General features: G+C 57.2%; 13 protein-coding genes and 3 pseudogenes. 9 read left to right on the forward strand and 7 right to left on the reverse strand.

Annotation, left to right across the window (positions count from 1 at the left end):
* Nucleotides 1-78: 78 nt before the first annotated feature.
* The 3 genes from QA642_RS39140 to QA642_RS39150 are packed head-to-tail and all read left to right on the forward strand — an operon-like array spanning nt 79 to nt 2,851.
* The gene (locus tag QA642_RS39140; RefSeq protein WP_283081645.1) at nt 79-960 is read left to right on the forward strand and encodes an ABC transporter permease; all 882 of its coding nucleotides are present in this window, start codon (nt 79-81) and stop codon (nt 958-960) included.
* Nucleotides 950-1,750 (forward strand): ABC transporter permease, encoded by an 801-nt coding sequence (locus QA642_RS39145; RefSeq protein WP_283081646.1) that lies wholly within the window; start codon nt 950-952, stop codon nt 1,748-1,750. The genes QA642_RS39140 and QA642_RS39145 overlap by 11 nt, the downstream gene beginning before the upstream one ends.
* Nucleotides 1,751-1,762: 12 nt before the next feature.
* Nucleotides 1,763-2,851: an ABC transporter ATP-binding protein gene (locus QA642_RS39150; protein ID WP_283081647.1), complete on the forward strand. Its 1,089-nt coding sequence runs from the start codon at nt 1,763-1,765 to the stop codon at nt 2,849-2,851.
* 526 nt (nt 2,852-3,377) lie between these two features.
* On the opposite strand, the gene QA642_RS39155 is transcribed toward QA642_RS39150, so the two are convergent.
* On the reverse strand, nt 3,378-3,746 hold the full coding sequence (locus QA642_RS39155; RefSeq protein ID WP_283081648.1) for an Ig-like domain-containing protein: 369 nt from the start codon (nt 3,744-3,746) through the stop codon (nt 3,378-3,380).
* 952 nt (nt 3,747-4,698) lie between these two features.
* On the reverse strand, nt 4,699-6,093 hold the full coding sequence (locus QA642_RS39160) for a M20/M25/M40 family metallo-hydrolase (RefSeq protein ID WP_283081649.1): 1,395 nt from the start codon (nt 6,091-6,093) through the stop codon (nt 4,699-4,701).
* Nucleotides 6,094-6,331: 238 nt separating this feature from the next.
* On the opposite strand from QA642_RS39160, the gene QA642_RS39165 reads away from it, so the two are divergent.
* The 3 genes from QA642_RS39165 (at nt 6,332) to QA642_RS39175 (ending at nt 9,689) form a co-directional block, all read left to right on the forward strand.
* Nucleotides 6,332-6,475, forward strand: a complete 144-nt coding sequence (locus tag QA642_RS39165; RefSeq protein WP_283081650.1) for a hypothetical protein — start codon at nt 6,332-6,334, stop codon at nt 6,473-6,475.
* An 840-nt stretch (nt 6,476-7,315) separates the two neighbouring features.
* Entirely contained in the window at nt 7,316-8,509 is a 1,194-nt protein-coding gene (locus tag QA642_RS39170) for a Xaa-Pro peptidase family protein (RefSeq protein WP_283081651.1), read from the forward strand.
* Between the two features lie 130 nt (nt 8,510-8,639).
* Nucleotides 8,640-9,689, forward strand: a complete 1,050-nt coding sequence (locus QA642_RS39175) for an extracellular solute-binding protein (protein ID WP_283081652.1) — start codon at nt 8,640-8,642, stop codon at nt 9,687-9,689.
* Between the two features lie 204 nt (nt 9,690-9,893).
* Here QA642_RS39175 and QA642_RS39180 read toward each other — a convergent pair.
* The 5 genes and pseudogenes from QA642_RS39180 to QA642_RS39200 form a co-directional block, all read right to left on the reverse strand.
* Nucleotides 9,894-10,307, reverse strand: a pseudogene (locus QA642_RS39180) (IS5/IS1182 family transposase); the annotation flags it as partial.
* Between the two features lie 316 nt (nt 10,308-10,623).
* Nucleotides 10,624-11,637 (reverse strand): annotated as a pseudogene (locus tag QA642_RS39185) (IS110 family transposase).
* A 71-nt stretch (nt 11,638-11,708) separates the two neighbouring features.
* Nucleotides 11,709-12,564: pseudogene (locus tag QA642_RS39190) on the reverse strand (IS5 family transposase); the annotation flags it as partial.
* Between the two features lie 371 nt (nt 12,565-12,935).
* A complete protein-coding gene (locus QA642_RS39195) occupies nt 12,936-13,643 on the reverse strand; it encodes a hypothetical protein (RefSeq protein ID WP_283081653.1) in 708 nt (235 codons plus the stop codon).
* 262 nt (nt 13,644-13,905) lie between these two features.
* Complete coding sequence (locus QA642_RS39200; protein ID WP_283081654.1) at nt 13,906-14,160, reverse strand: hypothetical protein; 255 nt, start codon at nt 14,158-14,160, stop codon at nt 13,906-13,908.
* 130 nt (nt 14,161-14,290) lie between these two features.
* Between QA642_RS39200 and QA642_RS39205 the strand changes: the two genes are divergently transcribed.
* From QA642_RS39205 to QA642_RS39215, 3 genes are all read left to right on the forward strand, one after another.
* Complete coding sequence (locus QA642_RS39205) at nt 14,291-15,682, forward strand: FAD-dependent oxidoreductase (RefSeq protein WP_283081655.1); 1,392 nt, start codon at nt 14,291-14,293, stop codon at nt 15,680-15,682.
* A 990-nt stretch (nt 15,683-16,672) separates the two neighbouring features.
* Nucleotides 16,673-17,848 carry a Xaa-Pro peptidase family protein gene (locus QA642_RS39210; protein ID WP_283081656.1) on the forward strand — a complete coding sequence of 392 codons (1,176 nt, stop codon included), beginning with the start codon at nt 16,673-16,675 and terminating at the stop codon, nt 17,846-17,848.
* A gap of 935 nt (nt 17,849-18,783) precedes the next feature.
* Complete coding sequence (locus tag QA642_RS39215) at nt 18,784-19,485, forward strand: aspartate/glutamate racemase family protein (protein ID WP_283081657.1); 702 nt, start codon at nt 18,784-18,786, stop codon at nt 19,483-19,485.
* The last annotated feature ends 319 nt before the right edge of the window (nt 19,486-19,804 follow it).

Genomic DNA, 19,804 nt, shown 5'->3' on the forward strand with positions numbered 1-19,804 from the left:
TATTGCGTCGAGCCTCTGGCTTGCGTGCTCCCACTGCTCCGCCCACAGGCGTCATATCAACTATGAAAGGTCCATCGTGTGAAGGAACCTCTCCTTAATAAGCGTATCACAACCGCAGCCCTTTTGCTGGCCCCAATGGTCTTGCTTCTCATCGGCTTCCTGGTGGTCCCGGTGCTGGGATTGTTGCGATCAAGTTTTCTGCCGACTAGTCATCTTCTCGATGGTGGTGGCTTCAGCTTGACGCACTACGTACGGTTCTTTTCGGACTCCTATTACCCGTCAGTGCTAATGGAAACATTTGTGGATGGACTTTTTGTCAGCCTCGTCTGCCTGGCACTTGGCTTTCCGGTCGGATATTCGCTTGCCCGCCAGCCGCTTCTGGCGCGGCGCTGGCGAACAATCATCGTTATCATGCCGCTGACGCTGAGCCTGGTGGTTGTCGTATTCGGATGGCTGATCGTTCTTGGCCGTAACGGGCTCCTCAATGCACTGCTCGTGAAGATCGGTATTCTTTCTTCGCCGAAAATATTCCTGTTTTCTCGCGCTGCCGTGATCATCGTTTTAGTGCAGCAATTTCTTCCCCTCATGATTCTGTCTGTCATGAGCGTCGTGACGCAGATAAACCCGGTGCTCGAACAGGCAGCTGCCAATCTCCGCGCCAATCGTTTCGTTACGTTCCGAAAGGTTATCATTCCGCTCGCGCTTCCCGGCATTCTCGTTGGCTTTAATCTTGTCTTCGTGTTGTCGATTTCAGCATTCGTCACGCCCCGTCTCATTGGCGGAAGTCGGGTGAGCATGCTTGGAAGTCTTATCTACGAGCGCATTATGGCGGAACTGAACTGGCCGTCGGGCGCAGCCATGGCCTTTATTCTCTTTGTTAGCGGACTTGGCTTCACGGCGGCGTTCAACGCGTTTGCTGCATCACGTTTGATCGTGAAAGGGCGCGGCTATGCGATCTGATCCCATCGACTATATGATGGTTGTATCCGGCGCAGTCATTCGGGTTATCGTCTACACGATGCTTGCCTTACCGGCGATTTTGGTGGTTGTGTCATCGTTTACCAGTGGTGACACAATGCAATTCCCTCCGAAGGGGTTTTCGCTGCGCTGGTATCAGAAGGTATGGGAAAATGAGCCGTTTATAGCGGCGCTTTGGACGAGCACATACATCGCCGTTCTCGTTGCCATCATGGCCCTTGCGATTGGCTTCGCCGCGGCTTTCGCGATCAACCGCTTTTCCTTTCGAGGGAAATCACTCCTGCAGGGCTTGGCCTTTTCGCCGTTGATCGTTCCAGCCGTCGTACTTGGAATAGGCTTGTTACAGCTCTTCTCGTGGTTGCGGCTTACACAGACGATCTATCCGTTGCTCTTGGGGCATCTTGTTCTCGCCATTCCGTACGTCGTTCGTACGATACTAGCGAGCCTCGCGCTGCACGACCAACAGCTCGAACATGCGGCGATGAATCTTCGGGCTACGCCATTGCAAGTCATTCGGCGTATTACGTTGCCACTCATTCTGCCCGGCTTGCTGTCCGCTTCGATTTTTGCCTTTGTGACATCGTTCGGAAACGCGACCGTTTCAGCGTTTCTCACCTACGGCGGCAATGTAACCCTGCCCGTACAGATCTTCACATATATCGACACCAGCTATGATCCGATGGTTGCTGCAATATCGAGCATTATGATCTTGGTGACATTGGCCGTCATTTTGACGATCGAGCGCTTAATTGGCGCGGAACGACTAACGTAGGAGTAGGAGAGGATGCTGGCTTTATCGAAAGAGGAGCAAACCACGGTGCAAGAAGCCGGTGATCTTGTTGTCGAGCTACGCTCTGTTTCCAAGCACTATGGTGATACGGTTGCTGTCGCGAACGCTTCCTTGAGTGCGCGTCGTGGCGAACTGGTTTGCCTGCTAGGTCCATCAGGCTGCGGCAAGACAACGACACTACGCATTGTTGCCGGATTTGTAGAGCCGACCTCAGGCACCGTGAGCATCAACGGCGTCGACATGACGCATCAGCCGCCTTATCGGCGAGATACTGGAATGGTGTTCCAGAGCTACGCTCTCTTTCCGCATATGACCGTAGCCGAGAATATCGCATTCGGTCTGGAAAACTTGAAATGGGCCCGCGCTGACCGTGAAAAGCGCGTCAGCGAAATGCTCAAATTGGTCGAGCTGCCACACCTGGCGCAGCGACTGCCGAGCCAGCTTTCCGGAGGTCAGCAGCAACGTATTGCACTTGCGCGCGCATTGGCGATGCGGCCGGCCGTACTCCTTCTCGACGAGCCGTTCTCAAATCTGGACGCTCAGCTTCGAGTTCGCATGCGCGAAGAGCTTCGTGAGGTCATTCGCGGCGTTGACGTCACGACCCTGTTCGTTACACACGACCAGGAAGAGGCGCTGACCATGTCGGACCGTATTGTCGTCATGAATGCCGGTCAGATCGAACAGGTGGGTACACCGGGCGAAATTTATGAAGCACCGTCGACGTCGTTCGTCGCAAAGTTCATCGGCTGGTGCTCATTGCTGAACGGAATTGTTGGTGCGGACGGCGTCTTCACGTCAGGCGGAGGGCTTCGCTTGAAAGGTCACTGGAGTCCCGGCGCGGGCACGGCGGTCATCCGGCCGGAGCAAATCAAGCTTTCCAGCGACGGAGCGAGAGGGACGGCACTGACGGCCCTCGTGTTGCAGTCACACTATTACGGAGGTGCGACGCGACTCCTGCTGGAGGTCAATGATGAACAATTGACAATGGAAGACCGTTTCCCGTTCGGACGGCAACCTAAGGCCGGCGATGTTCTCACTATCGTGATCTGTGTTGACGATATTCGCGTCATACCGTCAAAGTAAACTCCGGAGGCGAGGGCGCTCACGCATAGTGGCAGTCTAGCCCTCGGAGTTGCCGAAATCGCTGCCGCTCGGATCAGCAATGCGACCGCCGCGGCGTCGTTCATTCGCCAGATGCCGTCCCGCTACCATTCCTGGATCATCTGCCCGCGAGCGCGTGATCATACTGGGGCTCTGACCTTATTCGCCCGCTGCGGCGGCTCGCAGCTATCCATGCCTGGCGGGGAGATCATTGAGACGATAGACGTGGCCCCGAAATCCTGGAAGGTGATCCAGCACCTCCGGGAGAGATCCAATCCCGTGATAGCCAGGCGCCCGCCGTTCCATGTCATCGCTCCGGTTGGGCCGGCCATCTTTTGGTGATGGTGCTGTTTGGAGTTCAGGGCAGCTCCCGAACCGGCAAGCTGAGCGATGTGCCAAGGAAGGTGTCCCGATCAGCCTGTCGAACCTGGCCGACCAGGTCGACGGCTGCACGGTCGCATTGACGCCGTTGTCCCAGCACCTCAAGGCTCATGTGCTGAGCGCCGCCTCACTGAACGGTCGCGTTCAACGTGACCACCGATGTTCCAGAACCCGACGGGCCCTTCCCCCTGAAACTGACGGCAAAGGCGTCGCTGCCCTTGTAGCCTGCCTTAGCAGTATAGGTGTAGGTGGATGCATTCAGTTTCTTGAGAGTCCCGTGCGCGGGCTTTTGCGAAATGTTCGAGCTGGCAATCACTCCATCCATTTTGACCGGAAATAGGCATGTGCCGCCCGATGAGACGCTAAAGTAACCGGTCGAATTTACGCCCCAGCTCGACATGACACCGGTTACTGGACACTCAGAAGCGGCCCGTGCCGAAATCGGCATCGAGCCAAGAACAGCCAGGCCCACGATGGATAATGTACGAAAATGCATTTGGTGTCTCCATTAATGTGAAATGCGATTTGTGAGATCGTATCTTGTATCGTAACTGGCGGCTGTGCTTTTCGTTTCGGCGTGTAAAGTTTTATGAGACGAACTTAGCTTAAACCGGTGCTCTGTACGCGAGATTCGACCATGCGGCACAACACGTACAACTGCGCACCGGCCACGTACGCCCCTTCCTCTATCGGTGCTTAGACTAATCATGCATTGGCGCTTCTATCATGCGTATTTTTGAACGCCGTGCAGTATTTGTGCGCGTCTGGCGTTTGGCCTGGGAAGGTGCCACGCCGCGGGCCCGCTCGATATGCGGCCCCTGAAGTGTAGCCATCACCTTGGGATATTTCGGTGTGCGACCATAGCTCAGCCAAAGCAGCATCTAGTGCGCGCTACGTCCCGGCCAACTCATTGCGCAACGTCCTGCACGAGCATAGTGCGCAAGACCAGCCGGGTGAGCCCTCGGTGCATCCGCGCTATCAGATCGAGATTTCAATGCATACTGATTTTGTCCCAAGACGGCTTTCGGAGGGGGCAGTGCTCCTGCCGGATCTGGTTCGCTCCATGAATGAGCTAAGTTCTTGCAAGTGATTCTGATCGACCTGACTGGACCTATACTGTTTCTGATCAGAGGCGCGCTTTTGGTCCCTTTCCGATCTGACAGGTACGCGGTCCTCACCGGGTGTTTGCGGTTTGCCCCACGATCGCGGTGGGTTCGCCGGCAATCGGAGCTCGACGTTTCCGACGTGACCCCCAAGCGCACTCCTTGGTCACGTCGTCGACAACGTTGAGGATACCTGAGTCCCCCTGCGAGACGGTTTAGGATCGCGTACCCGCCATCTCCTTTCAAAACACAGGAGGGATGCTATCCACTAAGTACGCCGCTCGATCTGAAGGGGGGCAACCGGCCTAATCTACTTTAGAGCAGTTCCGTGCCGACCGGGCCCTTTCAGCTTGAATGTACAACTCCGCCCAGCGCATCCAAGAGAGCCGCTCCAGTACGTATTCCCTTTAGAAAGCAGTCAATCTTGATGTTCTCGTTTGGCGCGTGGTTGGCTTCGTCGGCATTAGCATAAGGCACCACAAATGATGGTACACCCAGAATCTTCGTGAACACGTAGTCCGGCAGGGTCGCTCCGAGCGACGGATAGAGGAGAGGCTCTACGCCATGTGCAATTTGCACTGCTGACTGAACAAGTTGCGAAAACGGTGCATCGAGCGGCGTCCTCGATGGCGGCGTCGACTCCACGCGGACGAACTCAACGTCCGGAGCATGTCTTCTTACGTGAGCCTCTATCTTCCGTAGGATGTCATCTGGGTCTTGTCGTTCGACAAGGCGGGCATCGCATTTGACGAACGCCTCGTGGGGTACAACCGTTTTCGATCCAGGCCCGCCATAGCCTCCGTGGAGTCCGTTGATAGTCAACGTTGGGTGGAACATCAGCCTATCTGCGAGCGGTCTATCTGCTGGATAATCGAGTCTCGCCAGTCCGAGGCCCCGCTTGATCGCTTCACTGTCCTGAGGCAACCGAGCTGCCGCAGCGCGTTCTATATCCCTTGGCGCCATGACGTCGTCATGAAACCCGTTGATCGTAATCTTCCCATCTGCATTCTTCATTGTCGCCAGCAGCTGCACTAGCGTCCAGATGGGGTTTGGAACGACCCCGCCAAAGTGACCTGAATGAACATCGCAGTTCGCAGCGCGAGCTCGTAGTTCAAATGCGGCTATGCCACGAACCCCGTATGTAATGATCGGCTGACCAGCCTCGTGCAGGGGACCGTCGGCTGTTACGACCAGGTCTGCTTTGAGCAGGTCGCGGTTAGCGCGTAAGAAATCCGCGATGTGGGGACTTCCGGTCTCCTCTTCTCCTTCCAACAGGACCAGGACGTTGCACGGCAAGCGGCCATGGACCGCTAGATGGGACTCCAGAGCCAAGAGATTAGCAAAGTGTTGACCCTTGTTGTCTCCGGCTCCGCGCGCATACACGCGTCCATCGCGTATCGTTGGTTCGAACGGCGGACTAATCCAGGCTTCCAAAGGATCCGGAGGCTGGACGTCGTAATGGCCATACAGAAGGATCGTCGGCGCGCCAGGTGCGCGCTCCCAACGCCCCATCACCATCGGGTGGCCCGAGGTTGGGATCATCAGTGCGTCGAGGCCCAACCGGCTCAGCATGCTCACAAGGAGTTCAGCGACCTCGGCCATACCGATGTTCTGCGCGCTGATGCTGGGGTGTCTCAGATAATCAAGCAAGCGGATAACGAACTGATCCTTCTTCGCCTCGATATGCTCAAACACTCTGGACAATTCCGGACGCTCGCTCTGGGCTGTATTGACACTCATGGGGCGCCGCCTCCGATCTGAGTTCGCCAAGCCAAGTGTGGCAACAATGATAGCTTTGATGATGTTAGCTAATGCACCCATCCGAACGATATGTTCGCAGGAAAGCTGCATTGTGGAGCAGTCAGGGATGTTCTTCGGCGTGAGGATGGCTTCCAGATGCGCTCGCCACACAAACGGTTTCTTAGCAGTCGTTGGCTCGCCACGCGCGATTGCCCGCCTCTTCCCGGTGGAAGACCGAGTGATCGCCTTGCTGGGTGAGCCTCTGCACCTGTTCGTAACGATGGGGGTGAGACGAGGCGCAATTGCGACGCCGAAAGTGATCGATAATAGTGAGCGGCGATGTTCGCTCGAAGAGCTGCGGCTGCCGATTTCGGTGCGCTAGGCTGCAGAGTGCTCTCCGCCGATCGTGGATGTTCAAATGGGCGTGCGCCGATCGTCGTCGAACCAAAAAAATCGACACCCTGGCCGAGAGCCCAAAATCGATCTCTGCCTTAGATCGGAATCTATCGCTGAGCTTCGGGGGGGCGTACCTTAAATGACTCGCCCGGTGCCCTTCTGGGCTTCTCCAAGATTGATGAGAACAAAGGCGAGATCATCTCGGCGTAAAATCTTCAGATTATTTCAAACTGGCGCGCATTTTCGGCGCTCTCGGTGTCAAAAGCGGAGAATGCGGCAGCAATCTCAGCTATGCTCCTCACCATGATGATGGCGCAACATCCTTGCTCAAATGTCGAGCCGGAGGCTGCCTCCGGCACGCTGTCAAAATTCGAGGCCGGCGCAGTTTCGCATCGACACGCATTCGATTCCTTGGTTGCGCATAGTCCGTGGCGGGCTGGCGCTGGTAGATGCTTACAATCCAGTTGGCATTGCGCGCGAGCGAGGTGCGGATCGGCATCCCTTGGGCGTGTCGCTTCTCTCTTGCACGTCAGCGGCTCATGCCCTCGAGGTACTTATGGTAGCATCGAGCCTGCTCTGCTCCTGTCTCGCTTTGATCCCGACAGAAGGTCATGATGGCGGTGGCGACACGCAAGGATGCACTTCACGCCGGCCCACAAAAGGGGCGGTTCGAGCGCGCGGGCGCGGTTTGCGATCGGAGTGGTCAAAAGTCCTCGCACGCGAGCAGCCGTCGTTCTGATCCGATTCATAGAGAGCTTCGCAGCCGCGTCGCGCGTCTTTTCACAAAGAAGGTTCGATCCGAACAATCGGAGGGGGATAGATAAAGATGGCATCCGCGTTTCCCAAGTTGGAGTATGAACAACGACTGACCCGCTTGCGCCGGCAGATGAATGACAAGGGTCTCTCTCTGCTGGTGGTGGTCAATCCAGCGAATCTCAACTACCTCTCAGGCTACGACGCCTGGAGTTACCAAAATACCCAAGCTCTGCTCGTGCCGAGCAGTGACCTCGAGCCCGTCTGGATCGGACGCAGTCTCGATGTTGCAGCTGCGCACAACACGAGTTGGCTTTCAGCTGACAATATTGTCGGTTATGCAGAGTCCTATGCCGACAATAGTCCGAATCACGCGATGGAGGCGGTCGCGGGCGAGATCAACCGTCGCGGCTGGAACACCGGGCGCATCGGGTATGAGGGTGATACGTTCTTTTTTAGTCTGCGTGGATTCTTCACTCTTCAGAAGGGTGTGCCCGAGGCCGAGTGGGTAGACGTCGGTGTTCTGATCAATTGGCTGAGAACGGTCAAGACTCCGAGCGAAATCGAGATTATGCGCCGGGCGGGCAAGGTTGTCGACAAGGTCATGGGGGTCGCCATCGATTCCCTTCGGCCAGGAATTCGCGAAAACGATTATGCCGCGCGGATTGTCCAAGCGCAGATCGAAGGGGACGCCGACTTTGGTGCTAGTTACCCGTGTATGATTCCGTTCATTCAGACCGGAGCGCATGCGGGTATAAGCCATGCACCATGGACAACAGACGTCATTCCAGACGGCAGCATTACAGTGTTGGAATTGTCAGGGTGTTACCTCAGGTACAATGCCACGCTCGCCCGGACCGTTAGTCTCGGCAAACCGAGCGACCGCTTGGTCCGACTGGCAAACACCGTGCAGGAAGGACATGCGGCTGCGATGGCGGCAATGAAGCCAGGAGTGACGTGTCACGACGTTTGGGCTGCGTGGCAAGCCGTTTTGTCGCCGAGCGGATTTAAGAAGAACTCTCGAATTGGGTACACTGTTGGTCTGAATTATACGCCGACTTGGCGCGAATATACGGCGAGTTTAGAGCCAGGAAAGGACGATGAACTCCGGGAAGGCATGTGCTTCCACCTCCTGTGCGGAATGTGGACTGGAGACGGCACTAACAAAGGCGACCCGAATTACGGGCTCAGCGAAACCGTTCTAGTGACCAAGAACGGCTGCGAGACCTTGACGAGCTTCGAACGAAAGCTGTTCGTGAAGCCTTAAACCATAAGATGGCAGTGAGGCAACTGCTGTCATCGTATGCCCTCTGCGATCAATGGAAAGTCTCATTACTATTCCCATCTCAGCACGCAATCGTCATTTTCACTCGGGGACCAAACTAAAGGAGACGGGAATGAACAGGCGGACTTTCTTGAAAGCCGCGACGGCGGCGGCAGCCACTTTGGCCTCACCCTACGTGCACGCTCAATCCAGGAAATTCGCAGGTATTACACTGCGTGTGAACGGATACGGCGGTCTCTACGATGACGCCCTCAACAAGAATGTAGTCGCACCGTTGGAAGAGAAGTACGGCCTAAAGGTTCAATTCAACGCCGGCATGACAGCTTCGGATCTGGTCAAACTGATCGCGAACAAGAACAATCCGCCCTACGATCTATTCCAGGCCGATAGCTCGTATATGATCGAACTCCTTAAGGCCAACATCATCGAAGAAATCAAGGCGACCGACGTCGCAAATGTCAAACGGATCCTTCCTGGATTCCGCGAATTCGGCGATTACGGTGTGCCGTATAGCGTCGCCTCCGTGGTTCCGGTCTACAATTCAAAATACATTAAGCAGCCACTTACATCGTACTCAGACATCGCACGGCCTGATCTGGCCGGTCGTGCCGTCATTCCGACAGCAGACACAATCGCCAGCAGCCTTTATATTCTGGGTATAGCCGAAGAAAATGGTGGCTCGATCTCGGACATGGAGCCGGCATTCAAAGTACTTGCGGCTGCGAAGTCTAACATCGTCGCCCTAGCGCAGTCGAATGTAGCCGAGGTCCAGATGTTTCAAGGCGAAGAGGTGTATGCGGGAATCTTTTGGGATGGCCGGGCCCATGAGTTGCGTACCAAGGGCGTTCCAATCGTGACCGTTGTCCCGGCCAAAGGCGTTTACGCGACGACCAGCTATTTCAATATCATCAAGGGCATGAAATATCCGGAAGCCGCATATGCATTCGCCGAGCAGTTGCTCTCGGACCAGGGCATGCTCGGACTACCTGAGGCGCTTCGGTATGGCGTAACCACCGACGTCAAGTTGCCGGATAATCTTAGCAATGATCTTCTGTTCAACTCAGCCGAGCGCAACAAGTTGAAAAAGACCATTGATTGGGAAAAGCTCAACGAAACGCGAAGCGCTCGGATCGAACGGATCAACAAGTTAGTGAGAAGTTAAATCGGCGGGCTGCTCAATGGAGTGACGGTGTTACGCCGATTTAATATGATCGGGGTAACGTCGCTGCATAGTCAATACGTCCATATAGGTTATGAAACGACATATTGACCCAGCAGCCGTAGTCGTCCGTTAAGAACTCGATTTCAGCGGTGAGCGGTCGCGGGTGGCTGCGATGAGGGTGGTCAGGATCAGGCACCGAAAAGCTCTCAGCCAGGCGAGGATGCGGCGAAAGTTGTGGCCGACGGCCGAGAGGATGACGTTGGCCGCATCGCCGGCGCGGCCTTTGAGGTAGCAGCGGCCGAGGTGACCATCGGTCTTCAGGTGTCCGATGATGGGTTCGATGGCGGAGCGGCGGCGCAGCTCGCGCTTGATGACCCCAAAGACGCCGCGCTTCTGGCCGGAGATGAAGATGCGGCGGGGATTTTGTGCGTCGTGGCCGCGGTATCCGTTGTCGACGTCGGCCCGCTCGATCGCGCAGCCGGTGAGTGTCTCGGTGCGGTCGATGACGTCCCGCAAGGTGTGACCATCATATGGGTTATCGGGTAGCGCCCTGGCGTGCAGCACGAACAGGCCGCCGGGAGCACGGCGGTTGTTGGTGACGATGGAGGCTTTGACACCGATCTATGGACCACGCCCGCGTTGCAAGAGGAATCGACAAAGGGATGAAGCGGTTTGCGCCAATCTATCCGGCTTCAATTTGGGGCTGTTGCCCCGAGCCATCATGGATATCCGCTCACTTCTGTCCTCAATAACTCGCCGGCCTCAAGAAGGGCCATGGAGTCGAACCAGGCTTCAGGAGTGTCGGTGGAACCGTTTCTCCATTCGTCCTTTCCGTCTCGCAAACCTCGGCGGGTTATTGTGCCTTCTGATCCCGACCTTGGATTTTCCTTTCCGGCCCTGTTTCTTATGCGGTGCGGCCCAGGAGGTTGGCGTCTTAGTCACGGCCCTTTGCGAGCATGCTCCAGGCCATGCGCGCAAGTTTTGCGGCCAGGGCAACAACCAAGACATTGGAGTGGAGCCGCTTCGACGCTGCCTCTAACCAGGCTGCGAAGCCATGCCGAGGCCAACTCTGACGCTGCAGAAGTACGGCTCTGGCACCTTGAATAAACAGCGTTCGCAGGTACCGATTACCGCGCCTCGATATGCGCCCGAGAATGGTTCGATCGCCGGTCGAGATTTGCTTTGGTACCAGACCAAGCCATGCTGCAAAGTCTCGGCCTTTATGGAAGGCATCACCGGTTCCGATGGCGGCGACCATCGCGCTTGAGATGATCGGCCCGACGCCGGGCGCACTCATTAGGCGGCGACAGTGTGGATCTTGATCAGCGAGTTCGTCGATTTCTTTCGTCATTGACGCGACCCGTCGGTCGAGATAGCGCCAGTCCTCGGCCAAGTCCTGAATGAGCTGGATCACGCGAGGCGATAAGTTGTCGTTTGGCGCTGAGAGAATCTGAGGAAGTGCCAGTCGGAGTGCTGCCGCTCCCTGCCGCACTGGTAGCCCTCGCTCAAGCAAAAAGCCCCGGATTTGATTGATGACCGCCGTTCTCTGCGTCACCAATCGACTGCGAACTCTGTGTAGTGCCTGTAAATCAAGTTGTTCGGCTGACTTCACTGGAACGAACCGCATTGTCGGCCGCTGAGCGGCCTCGGCGATCGCTTCAGCATCCCGAAAGTCATTTTTGTGACCCTTGAGGTATGGTTTGACGTACTGCGCCGGCAAGAGCCGTACTTAATGGCCTAATTTCTCGAGCCTGCGCCCCAGAGGATGTGCGCCTGCACACGCCTCCATTCCGATCAGACAACGCGGAATATTGCCCAGCGACTGGTCAAGCTGATTTCTCGACCGCTTCTTGCGTAGCGTAATTGCGCCTGTGGCATCGAGACCGACGACGTGGAATGTGTTCTTCCCGAGATTGATGCCGATTGTGACAAGGTTCGTATTCGACATGGCTTGCGCTCCTGCTGCCCCCCGCCGGGCTGCACGTTGCCGCTGAGAGCGGGCGTGGTCCATGCCATTAACTCGTAAGGCGCGGCAGCCTTGCCCTTGCCGATGCACTCCACCTCCCGGGCGTGGAAGGAATAAAGCTTCCAGCCCCGCTGACGCTGCTGTTGCGAGCGGATCTGCGAAGTCCCGGCTGAGCGGGAGGACGAAGGCGTTCTCGAGCACAGCTCGACCTTCGATCTTGCGGCCGATATCGCGGATGATCCGGCCCAGCCGGCTGCGCAGGATGCGCAACTCCCGCTGATGCCGCCTGAATTGCTTGGCATGGGCGTAGCGTCCCGCCATCATTGCCGCGGTCTTGGCGACGCGCAGATAGGACTGACGCAGCTTGACCCCGTGCTTTCTCGCCATGTGGTTGAGCCCCTTGATCGCTGCGTGCAGCAGCTTGGCATCGGTCGGGAAGGTGATCGCCTTCAGCTGCACGGTGGTATCGACCGTGACACGCTTGAGGTCCTGGCTGCGTAACGCACCGGCTTCGTGCGCCACCCGCAGGCTCTCGGCCAGCAGCAGCTCCAGCTTGTCGCCGAGCCGCTTGCGCCAGTGGCTCAAATCCGAGCGCTCGTGCGGCAATGAATGCTGGAAGAACTCTTCGCCGGTGAAGTACTGGAAATACGGGTCGTGGACCCAGCGCTCGCACACCCCCTCGTCGGACAGGCCGTAAATCTGCTTGAGCAGCAGCAGCCCAATCACGAAGCGGGTCGCGATGCCCGGCCGACCATTCTCGCTATAGAGCGGCGCGATCTCCCCGTCGATCCAGTCCCAATCGACCCTGCCGGCGAGCTGAACCAGCTCGTGCTTCATATTGATGATCTGGTCCAGTCTGGCCCGGAACAGATCGCCCGATCCCATCGCCTTCTGCTTCTTCGGCCGCATCGCCCCCTCCGATGCGAGGAGGGAATCATGACTGGCGATTCGACGGAATCCTGAAAATGAAATTGCAAGGTTCCGATCCCCGAAGCATCAACACCCTGCAATCGCAAAAAAGCCGGTCTGCCAGATTACGCTTCCACATCAGTCACTTGGTCGCTCTTAACGGACGACAGCCGTACCGGGCCTTCATTGAGGTGGGCTAAAGGCGATGGGCGCGCATGGTGCGGGACGCCGTAGCGACGATCTTCCCCTTACGAACGCGAGGAAACGTAGGCGATGACTCAGCCCTTGAAGACGAAGGGTGAGGCTGCAATTCGGCCCGACACCTTATGCCTAGATCTGCCTGAAGCCTTTCCACGAATATAATCACGCCCTCAGGCGACGGACGCTACCGTCAACCGGCAGAGGGTCGTGATATCGTAGACGGGCAAGTTGGTCGTGCGTCGGATTGCCGGTGCGACCAGCGGGAAGGCTGTGCATTCGAACAGTATAGCCGCGATCCCTTGATGGGCCGCGCGCAGGCGCGCAACGCAGGCGGTGACATCCGCCTCAACAGCAGCCACGTCGGCTGGTGGCAATGGGCGTTTGAGGCCGTCATGCCAGTACTTGCCGCCTTCAATGCCGCCGATCACAATTCGGGCTCGCTCAGTCTCGTCGTTCACTCCGAGCAGATCCTCACTGCAATGGGTCGAGTCGTAGGTCGCGACGGCAATCTTGGCAGACTTCGGCAGCTGGCGAAGCAAGGCCGGCAATAGGAGCAGGCTGGACATCGCGACGGGCACATTTACCGATGCGGCCACCGCCTCCTGATGCCGGATAGAGAAGCCACAATCCGAACTGATTGCAACGGCTCCTCGGTCGACCAAGCGGCGGGCGGCTGCGATGTAGGCTGATTCCAACGCTGGATCGCCCCGGACGACGTTCTCGACCCAAGCTCCCGGGACAATTTCCGAGATGATGGGAAAGTTGAGCAGGGCCGAATCCCGCATTGAGCCAGGCACCGCTGGTGGGGGCGGGGCCCCGGGCGGCAGCCCTCGTTCGAGAAGCAAGACTCCGAGCGAGCGCGGGATCTGCGATGTCATTGCGTGATTTTCCACCAGAAATGAAGGGCTTCGTCTTTCCTGCACTATTATCGCATTCCCTAAGCAGGTTTTCGCTAACGTGGGCGTGTCTTAGACTGCAATTATGCGTGAGGTTGGCAGAAAGCGAACGCCGAAGCCGATTTTGGCCGGACACGCGCGACACGAGCGCGCTTCTAATAAGCTTGGGCAAGCCCACCCTCGAAAGTGCATCGCCGAGCTTCCTGGCTGCCGTTCGCCTTGCTGCTATCTATATTGCTGTCTACTAATCCAACGCGCCTCGTGCACGGTATTGCAGCTCCAAGCGATCCGCTCCAATAGCGACCGCCCTCGTCACCCACGGCATCGCTTTCGGCACGCGCGCAAACACATGGCTGCCGGGTTGATTGCTAAGGCTCTGCATATCGCGCCGGAAGCGCTCAGAAGCTGCCGTGCCAGCAGAGCCAACATGAATAGGCCGCGAAATTTGGTTGTGCGATCGTTCATTAACCAAAGTACGATTCTCGGTGTCGTTCGCCATCTTGGTGATCGAAATCTTCGTCGTCCAGGAAAAAGGTGGTTAATTTCTGCATTGACTGTCGCTGGATCGGAGAAAACCACCCGAGAGCATGCAGTAGTATTGGCGCAAAGATGAAAGCTGCAGGCGTGGAATGGATAATTTCTGGCTGAAACAAGCGTTCGATCGTCTCGGAAAGCCACGGGTGCAATCATTGTCGATGCACGTCACGGTCGATGTGACGATCGTGGGCGGTGGTTATTTGGGCTTATGGACAGCAATCCGTATCAAGGAAAGCTCGCCCTCTCTCAACGTCGCCGTCGTTGAGAGAGATGTGTGCGGGTCGGGCGCAAGCGGCCGCAACGGCGGATTCGTCACGAGCTACTGGGCCAAATATCTCTCGTTGCACAAGCTATGCGGTACTGAAGAAGCGGCCAGGATAGCCAAAGCTTCGGCGGAGGCGGTGCTGGAGATCGGCGCCTTTTGCCGGGAGAATGGCATCGACGCGGAGTTTCGGGCGGATGGGTGGCTATGGACCGCGACTTCGGCGCCGCAAATCGGCTGCTGGAATATCCTCCTCGACGAGTTGGACAAGCACAATGTTCGGCCCTTTCAGGCCCTCGACGGTGCAGATGTTGCCCGCTTGGGGGGGACTGACCGCAACCTGGCTGGGGTGTTCGAACCGAACGCTGCCACGGTTCAGCCGGCCATTCTTGCGCTCGGTTTGCGAGACCACGCCCAAAAGCTGGGTGTGGCGATCTACGAGCACTCGCCTATGATCCGTCTAGAGCGGACCAGAACGCCCAAGGTGATAACGCCTAAAGGTTCGGTCACGAGCAAGGCCGTCGTTCTGGCCATGAACGCCTGGGGAGCCCAGTTCACCTATCTGCGACGTAAGGTCGCCATCGTGTCTAGCGACATGATCGCAACGACGGCCAGACCAGAAAAGCTAAACGAGATCGGCTTTCGAAAAGGCGTCGCGATCTGTGATTCCCGGATGTTCCTGAATTATTACCGGAATACACCGGATGGCCGTGTCGTCTTCGGCAAATCGCTTGGGCATTTCGCATTCGCCGGCCGGGTCGATGATCACTACGACGGGGCCTCACCCAGAGTCGCCGAAGTTGAAGAAAGCTTCCGCAAGCTTTACCCGGCGCTCGGTGACATGGAGATCGAATCATCATGGACCGGTCCAATCGACAGATCTGTAAACGGTCTCCCGTTCTTCGGCCGCTTAGACAATCACCCGGGCATAGTGTTCGGCATCGGCTTTTCCGGTCAGGGTGTCGCGCCAAGCGTTCTTGGAGGAAAGATACTGGCGTCACTCGCTCTTGACGAAGCGAACCAGTGGTCCAACTGCGGACTGGTGCGCGAGAATGTCGAGAGATTCCCGATTGAGCCTTTTCGTTATGCCGGCTCAATCGTTGTGCGCGAAGCCTTGCGCCGTAAGGAAGGTTTGGAAGATCGGGCCAGGAGTCCCGACCCCCTTACGCTTGCGATCGCAAACCTTGCTCCCGTCGGCTACGTGCCTTCGAGGCGAAACTGATATTGCACAAAATAACAGGAACAGATCATGACTCCGCTTGTCCTCAAAGCGTCTGTCCAGCTGACTACAGACGAACTCGACAGTATCAGCCCGGTTTCTCGTCCGATCGGTGAGCCGATCTCCGTCATGCGCAGCAAGGTCGCCTTCAAGTCCTCGACGGCGCGACCAGCGCCGGCATTTGGGAATGTTCACCTGGAAGATGGCGCCGTCAGGTCGCGGAAGCGGAATTCTCCACTTTCATATCAGGGCGTTGCACGTTTACACCTGACGACGGCCCGACAATCTCTCTCGAAGCCGGCGACTCGATATATTTTCATCCGAACACGAATGGCGAGTGGAATATTACTGAGCCGGTTAGGAAGGTTTACGTCATTCTTCCAGCAATACACCGGCCTCTGTGATCGGAGCGAGGACTCTGCGGCCGGAATAGGAGCGAGCATTATCACGCCAAAGCTGCTGGGCGCCGACCTCGGTCGGCGCTTTATCTCCGTGGCTCCAGGTCAAGCCCGGACAGCTATGGCTGGCGTGATCCCCGCTGGAGATCGCCCGGCAATCCACCGGACGTTTGCACTGGGGCAGCCACCTTCGCGTTGTCGCTTTGGGAGAACGCGACTGCAGGCCGACGTTCGCTTCGACTGCGGGAAAGAGCTTACCGTTCCTCGCTCGCAGCGGCTGGTATGGCAAGGGATACATCGTGCGAGCACGCTTCATTTCTGAAGCCGCAATGGCTTGTTCGACTTAATTTCCGCACGAATGGCACACGTTCTGCCAAGCAGGCGCAGGGTTTCGTCCATCAATCCCGCTACATTAGCGAAATCGGGCATTCGGGGGGCGATAATAATGGTGGCATGAGACGATACAGTCACCTGCCGAGCCGACCCAGTGATCTGGTCTTTGGCGTTCCTGCGAAGCTGACTCTTCAATTGCGCATTCTAAGCCCTTCTGCCGCCCTCCAATCTCGACACAACGCATCTCAATGGAGCTAAGACAATGACGATCTGCAAAGCACCGCAGGCCTTCCCTCGCACCGAGTACATGCGCCGGCTTGCCGCGGTGAAATCGGAGATGGCGCGGCGAAACGTCGAGGCGCTCGTCGTCAGCAACAGCTCAAATCAAACCTATCTCACGGGCTATACGGCTCGGTCGGGGTATGTCCCCCAGGCCCTCGTTGTTTCGATGGACCAGGAGGAGCCGACGTTCTTGATGCGGGAAATGGACGCGCCCGCCGCGCTTCATCAGACGTTCCTGGAGCAGGACAAGGTCATTGGTTATCCAGAGTCGCTAGTCGGCAACCCGGTCAAAGACGGCTACGACGCGATCATCGATTTCTTGCGCGAGGCTGGCCTGGCTAACCGCCCTGTGGGATTCGAGAGGGGTGTACTGTCGGCACCTGCGGTAGAGAAATTCAACACGCGCCTGCTCGACGCGACACTCGTGGATTGCACCAGCGCCGTGAACTGGATCCGAATGGTTAAATCGGAACTCGAGATATCTGTCCTGAAAGAGGCGGCCGCCATTACCGACGCCGGTGTCGCGCGCGCGGCGGAGATCTTTCGTGCGGGAGTGCGGGAAGCTGATGCGATCGCGGAAATTGTGTCGACGTTGGCGCGCGGCGCAAACGGCAAGCCCGGGACCTGGATCGCTACTCCCTATTTATGCTCCTCGCCACGAACGGGAACGAGCCACATCACGTGGAGCGATGATGTCTTCCGCCCGGGCTCCCAGATCAACCTAGAAATCGCCGGTGTGCGCCATGGCTATACTGCCCCGATCAGTCGGACGTTCTCCATCGGCCAACCTTCAGACCGATTACGCCGCGTACATGAAGCTCAGGCCGCCGGGCTGGAAGCTGCGCTTGCCACAATCTGCGCAGGACGCACCTGTAGTGAGGTCGCCGAGGCAGCCGATCGCGCGGTCGAGAAGTTCGGGGTCAAGAAAGAGTCCCGGTTTGGTTATCCTATTGGGATCGATTGGCAAGAGCAGACCGCCAGCATCAAGGTTGGCGACAAGACGGTTCTGAAACCGAACATGACGTTCCATGTGCACCTTGGCAACTGGGCTATCGAGGAGGACTTCGGCTACGTGATCAGCGAGTGCGTGCGGCTAACTGAGTCCGGCGTCGAAGTCTTGACGAATGTGTCACGAAAGCTTTTCGAGCTTGTCTAGTGGTCTATGCGGGTCTTTCGGACGCCAAGTCGCTCCGTCTACTTCTGTGTCAATTTGCGAGTTGCACGCTGAGCGACTGGTGCGCCCCCGTTAGGCCCGATTTTTCGCTTCGATGCGACAGAAGCCCACACAGCGAGAGATTATTGCTCGCGGTGCTGTCGTCTTGAGTTCATGCTGCACATTGTGGCCAGTTGGTCGCCGCACCAGTCGAATACCGCAACTCAGCATCGCGTCGCGCGCGCTCATCGATCACCGCCGTTACACGTCAGCTCGATCGATCCAAAATGCACATGCGATGGATGTCCGTGTGCGCCGGCCACGCCAAGAAGGAACGAAATTCTAAGGCGCTCCTAGTCCAATTGACCTCCGATGGACTGCCGACGTCTGTCGGATCAGAGAGCAGACGGCGGCCGTATCAGCTGTAGGGCATAGACTCTCCAAAAGCGATCTGTATGGCTCTTTCATAGTATTCGCATTCCTCAACGGCGCGCCGGGCGCGTCCAGCTGTGTCGGGCTTTGCGAACGATCTCGCTTTCGGAAGACGGGGGTAAACACCTTGCTCCCATTGTAACGGGAAACACACGCCGAGTCCCATTTCGATCTTCTGCGTGCCTGATCCGGGCTAAGCGCTCGCTCATCGCGTCATCGAACACAGTTCCGACCTAATTTCTTATGTCATCTCTGTCGCTTAACCGCCGGCCAGACGCCAGCAGCGCGAAACGTCGTTCCTTGCCGCCAAGACGCAGGATTCCTGCTGTGTAGCGCCACATCAGTTAAATTCCAGCTCTAGAGCCGTGTATTTTATAAGATGGCAGCCATTCTTGATCTCCCAATGTGGCGAGATCTCATGGGGACGACCCATCGGCGGCGATGCCGATACATATATTCCGCCAAACGGCAATGAGCTCATTGTTTTCACGGGAGGAAGATCGGACATGACCCAGAGCGGCGGTGCACTCGGCATATTGCAGTTACAGAATACTGCGCAGACCATGTACGGGTCGCTCGGCCATCCAGCCACTTTCCCATTTCCAACCATTTCCCGACCTGTTCTTGGCGCTTGGACCAAGAATGTCGTCTTTGGCGGTGAAGATAGCAAATTGGAGGCGGCGTACATAAGCACGGCAAAGGATTTGGTACGTGAGGGCGCAGTCGCGATTACCAGCAATTGCGGATTTACGCTCAAATTCCAGAGGGCAATGACCGCGGCTCTGCCGGTGCCAGTGTCGATGTCTTCCCTATTGCTCCTGCCCTATCTCATTGCGACCATCAAAGGGCGTATCGGCATCTTGACGTTCGATTCGAGGCCACTGACCCCTGATCTGCTTAAACTCGCCGGCGTCAGGTCGAACGAGCGCGTAGCCGTCACTGGGATTGAAAACTCAGAGACATGGAGGGTGATGTCAGAGCCTGAAAACAATTACACGATTGAGCAGCTAACAAAGGATGTGCTGTCCGCTATCGCGGCGATGCGCAAGCGATACGACGACATCGAGGCCATCCTCTTCGAATGCGCGGGATTTCCCATAGCGGCTCAGCAGGTTCGCGAGCAGACGAAGCTGCCGGTGTTCGACGCGGTTACCAATGCGAGATTATTGATGAGCGGACGCAACATGGCAGCTCCCAAGTCGATCTAGCACGACCGCCTGCGCGCCTCCGAGTGAAGAGCGGAGAGCGACAAGCCAATCCGGGCGCGAGGCATCCGGCGCCATCGCGCGTAAGGCCGACGGCTCTCTCAGTGGTTCCTAGGCCTTGGCCACGAGTTGAGGGGGCTCCTGCTGGCTGCCAAGGACGTAAACCAGTCGTCGCTGGCTCAGGCGCCAACGTCGACGGGCAATGCCGGAGAGGGGGCAGCTGCTCAATCCTGGGCATGGTCGCGAAGACCGCTGGGGTCGAGCAGGGGCCGTGCTGTCGTCTGTTGCCAACTGCAGTCACAAGCTTCATTCACTACGGCCG

Source organism: Bradyrhizobium sp. CB2312 (assembly GCF_029714425.1).
In the GTDB taxonomy this organism is placed as follows: domain Bacteria; phylum Pseudomonadota; class Alphaproteobacteria; order Rhizobiales; family Xanthobacteraceae; genus Bradyrhizobium.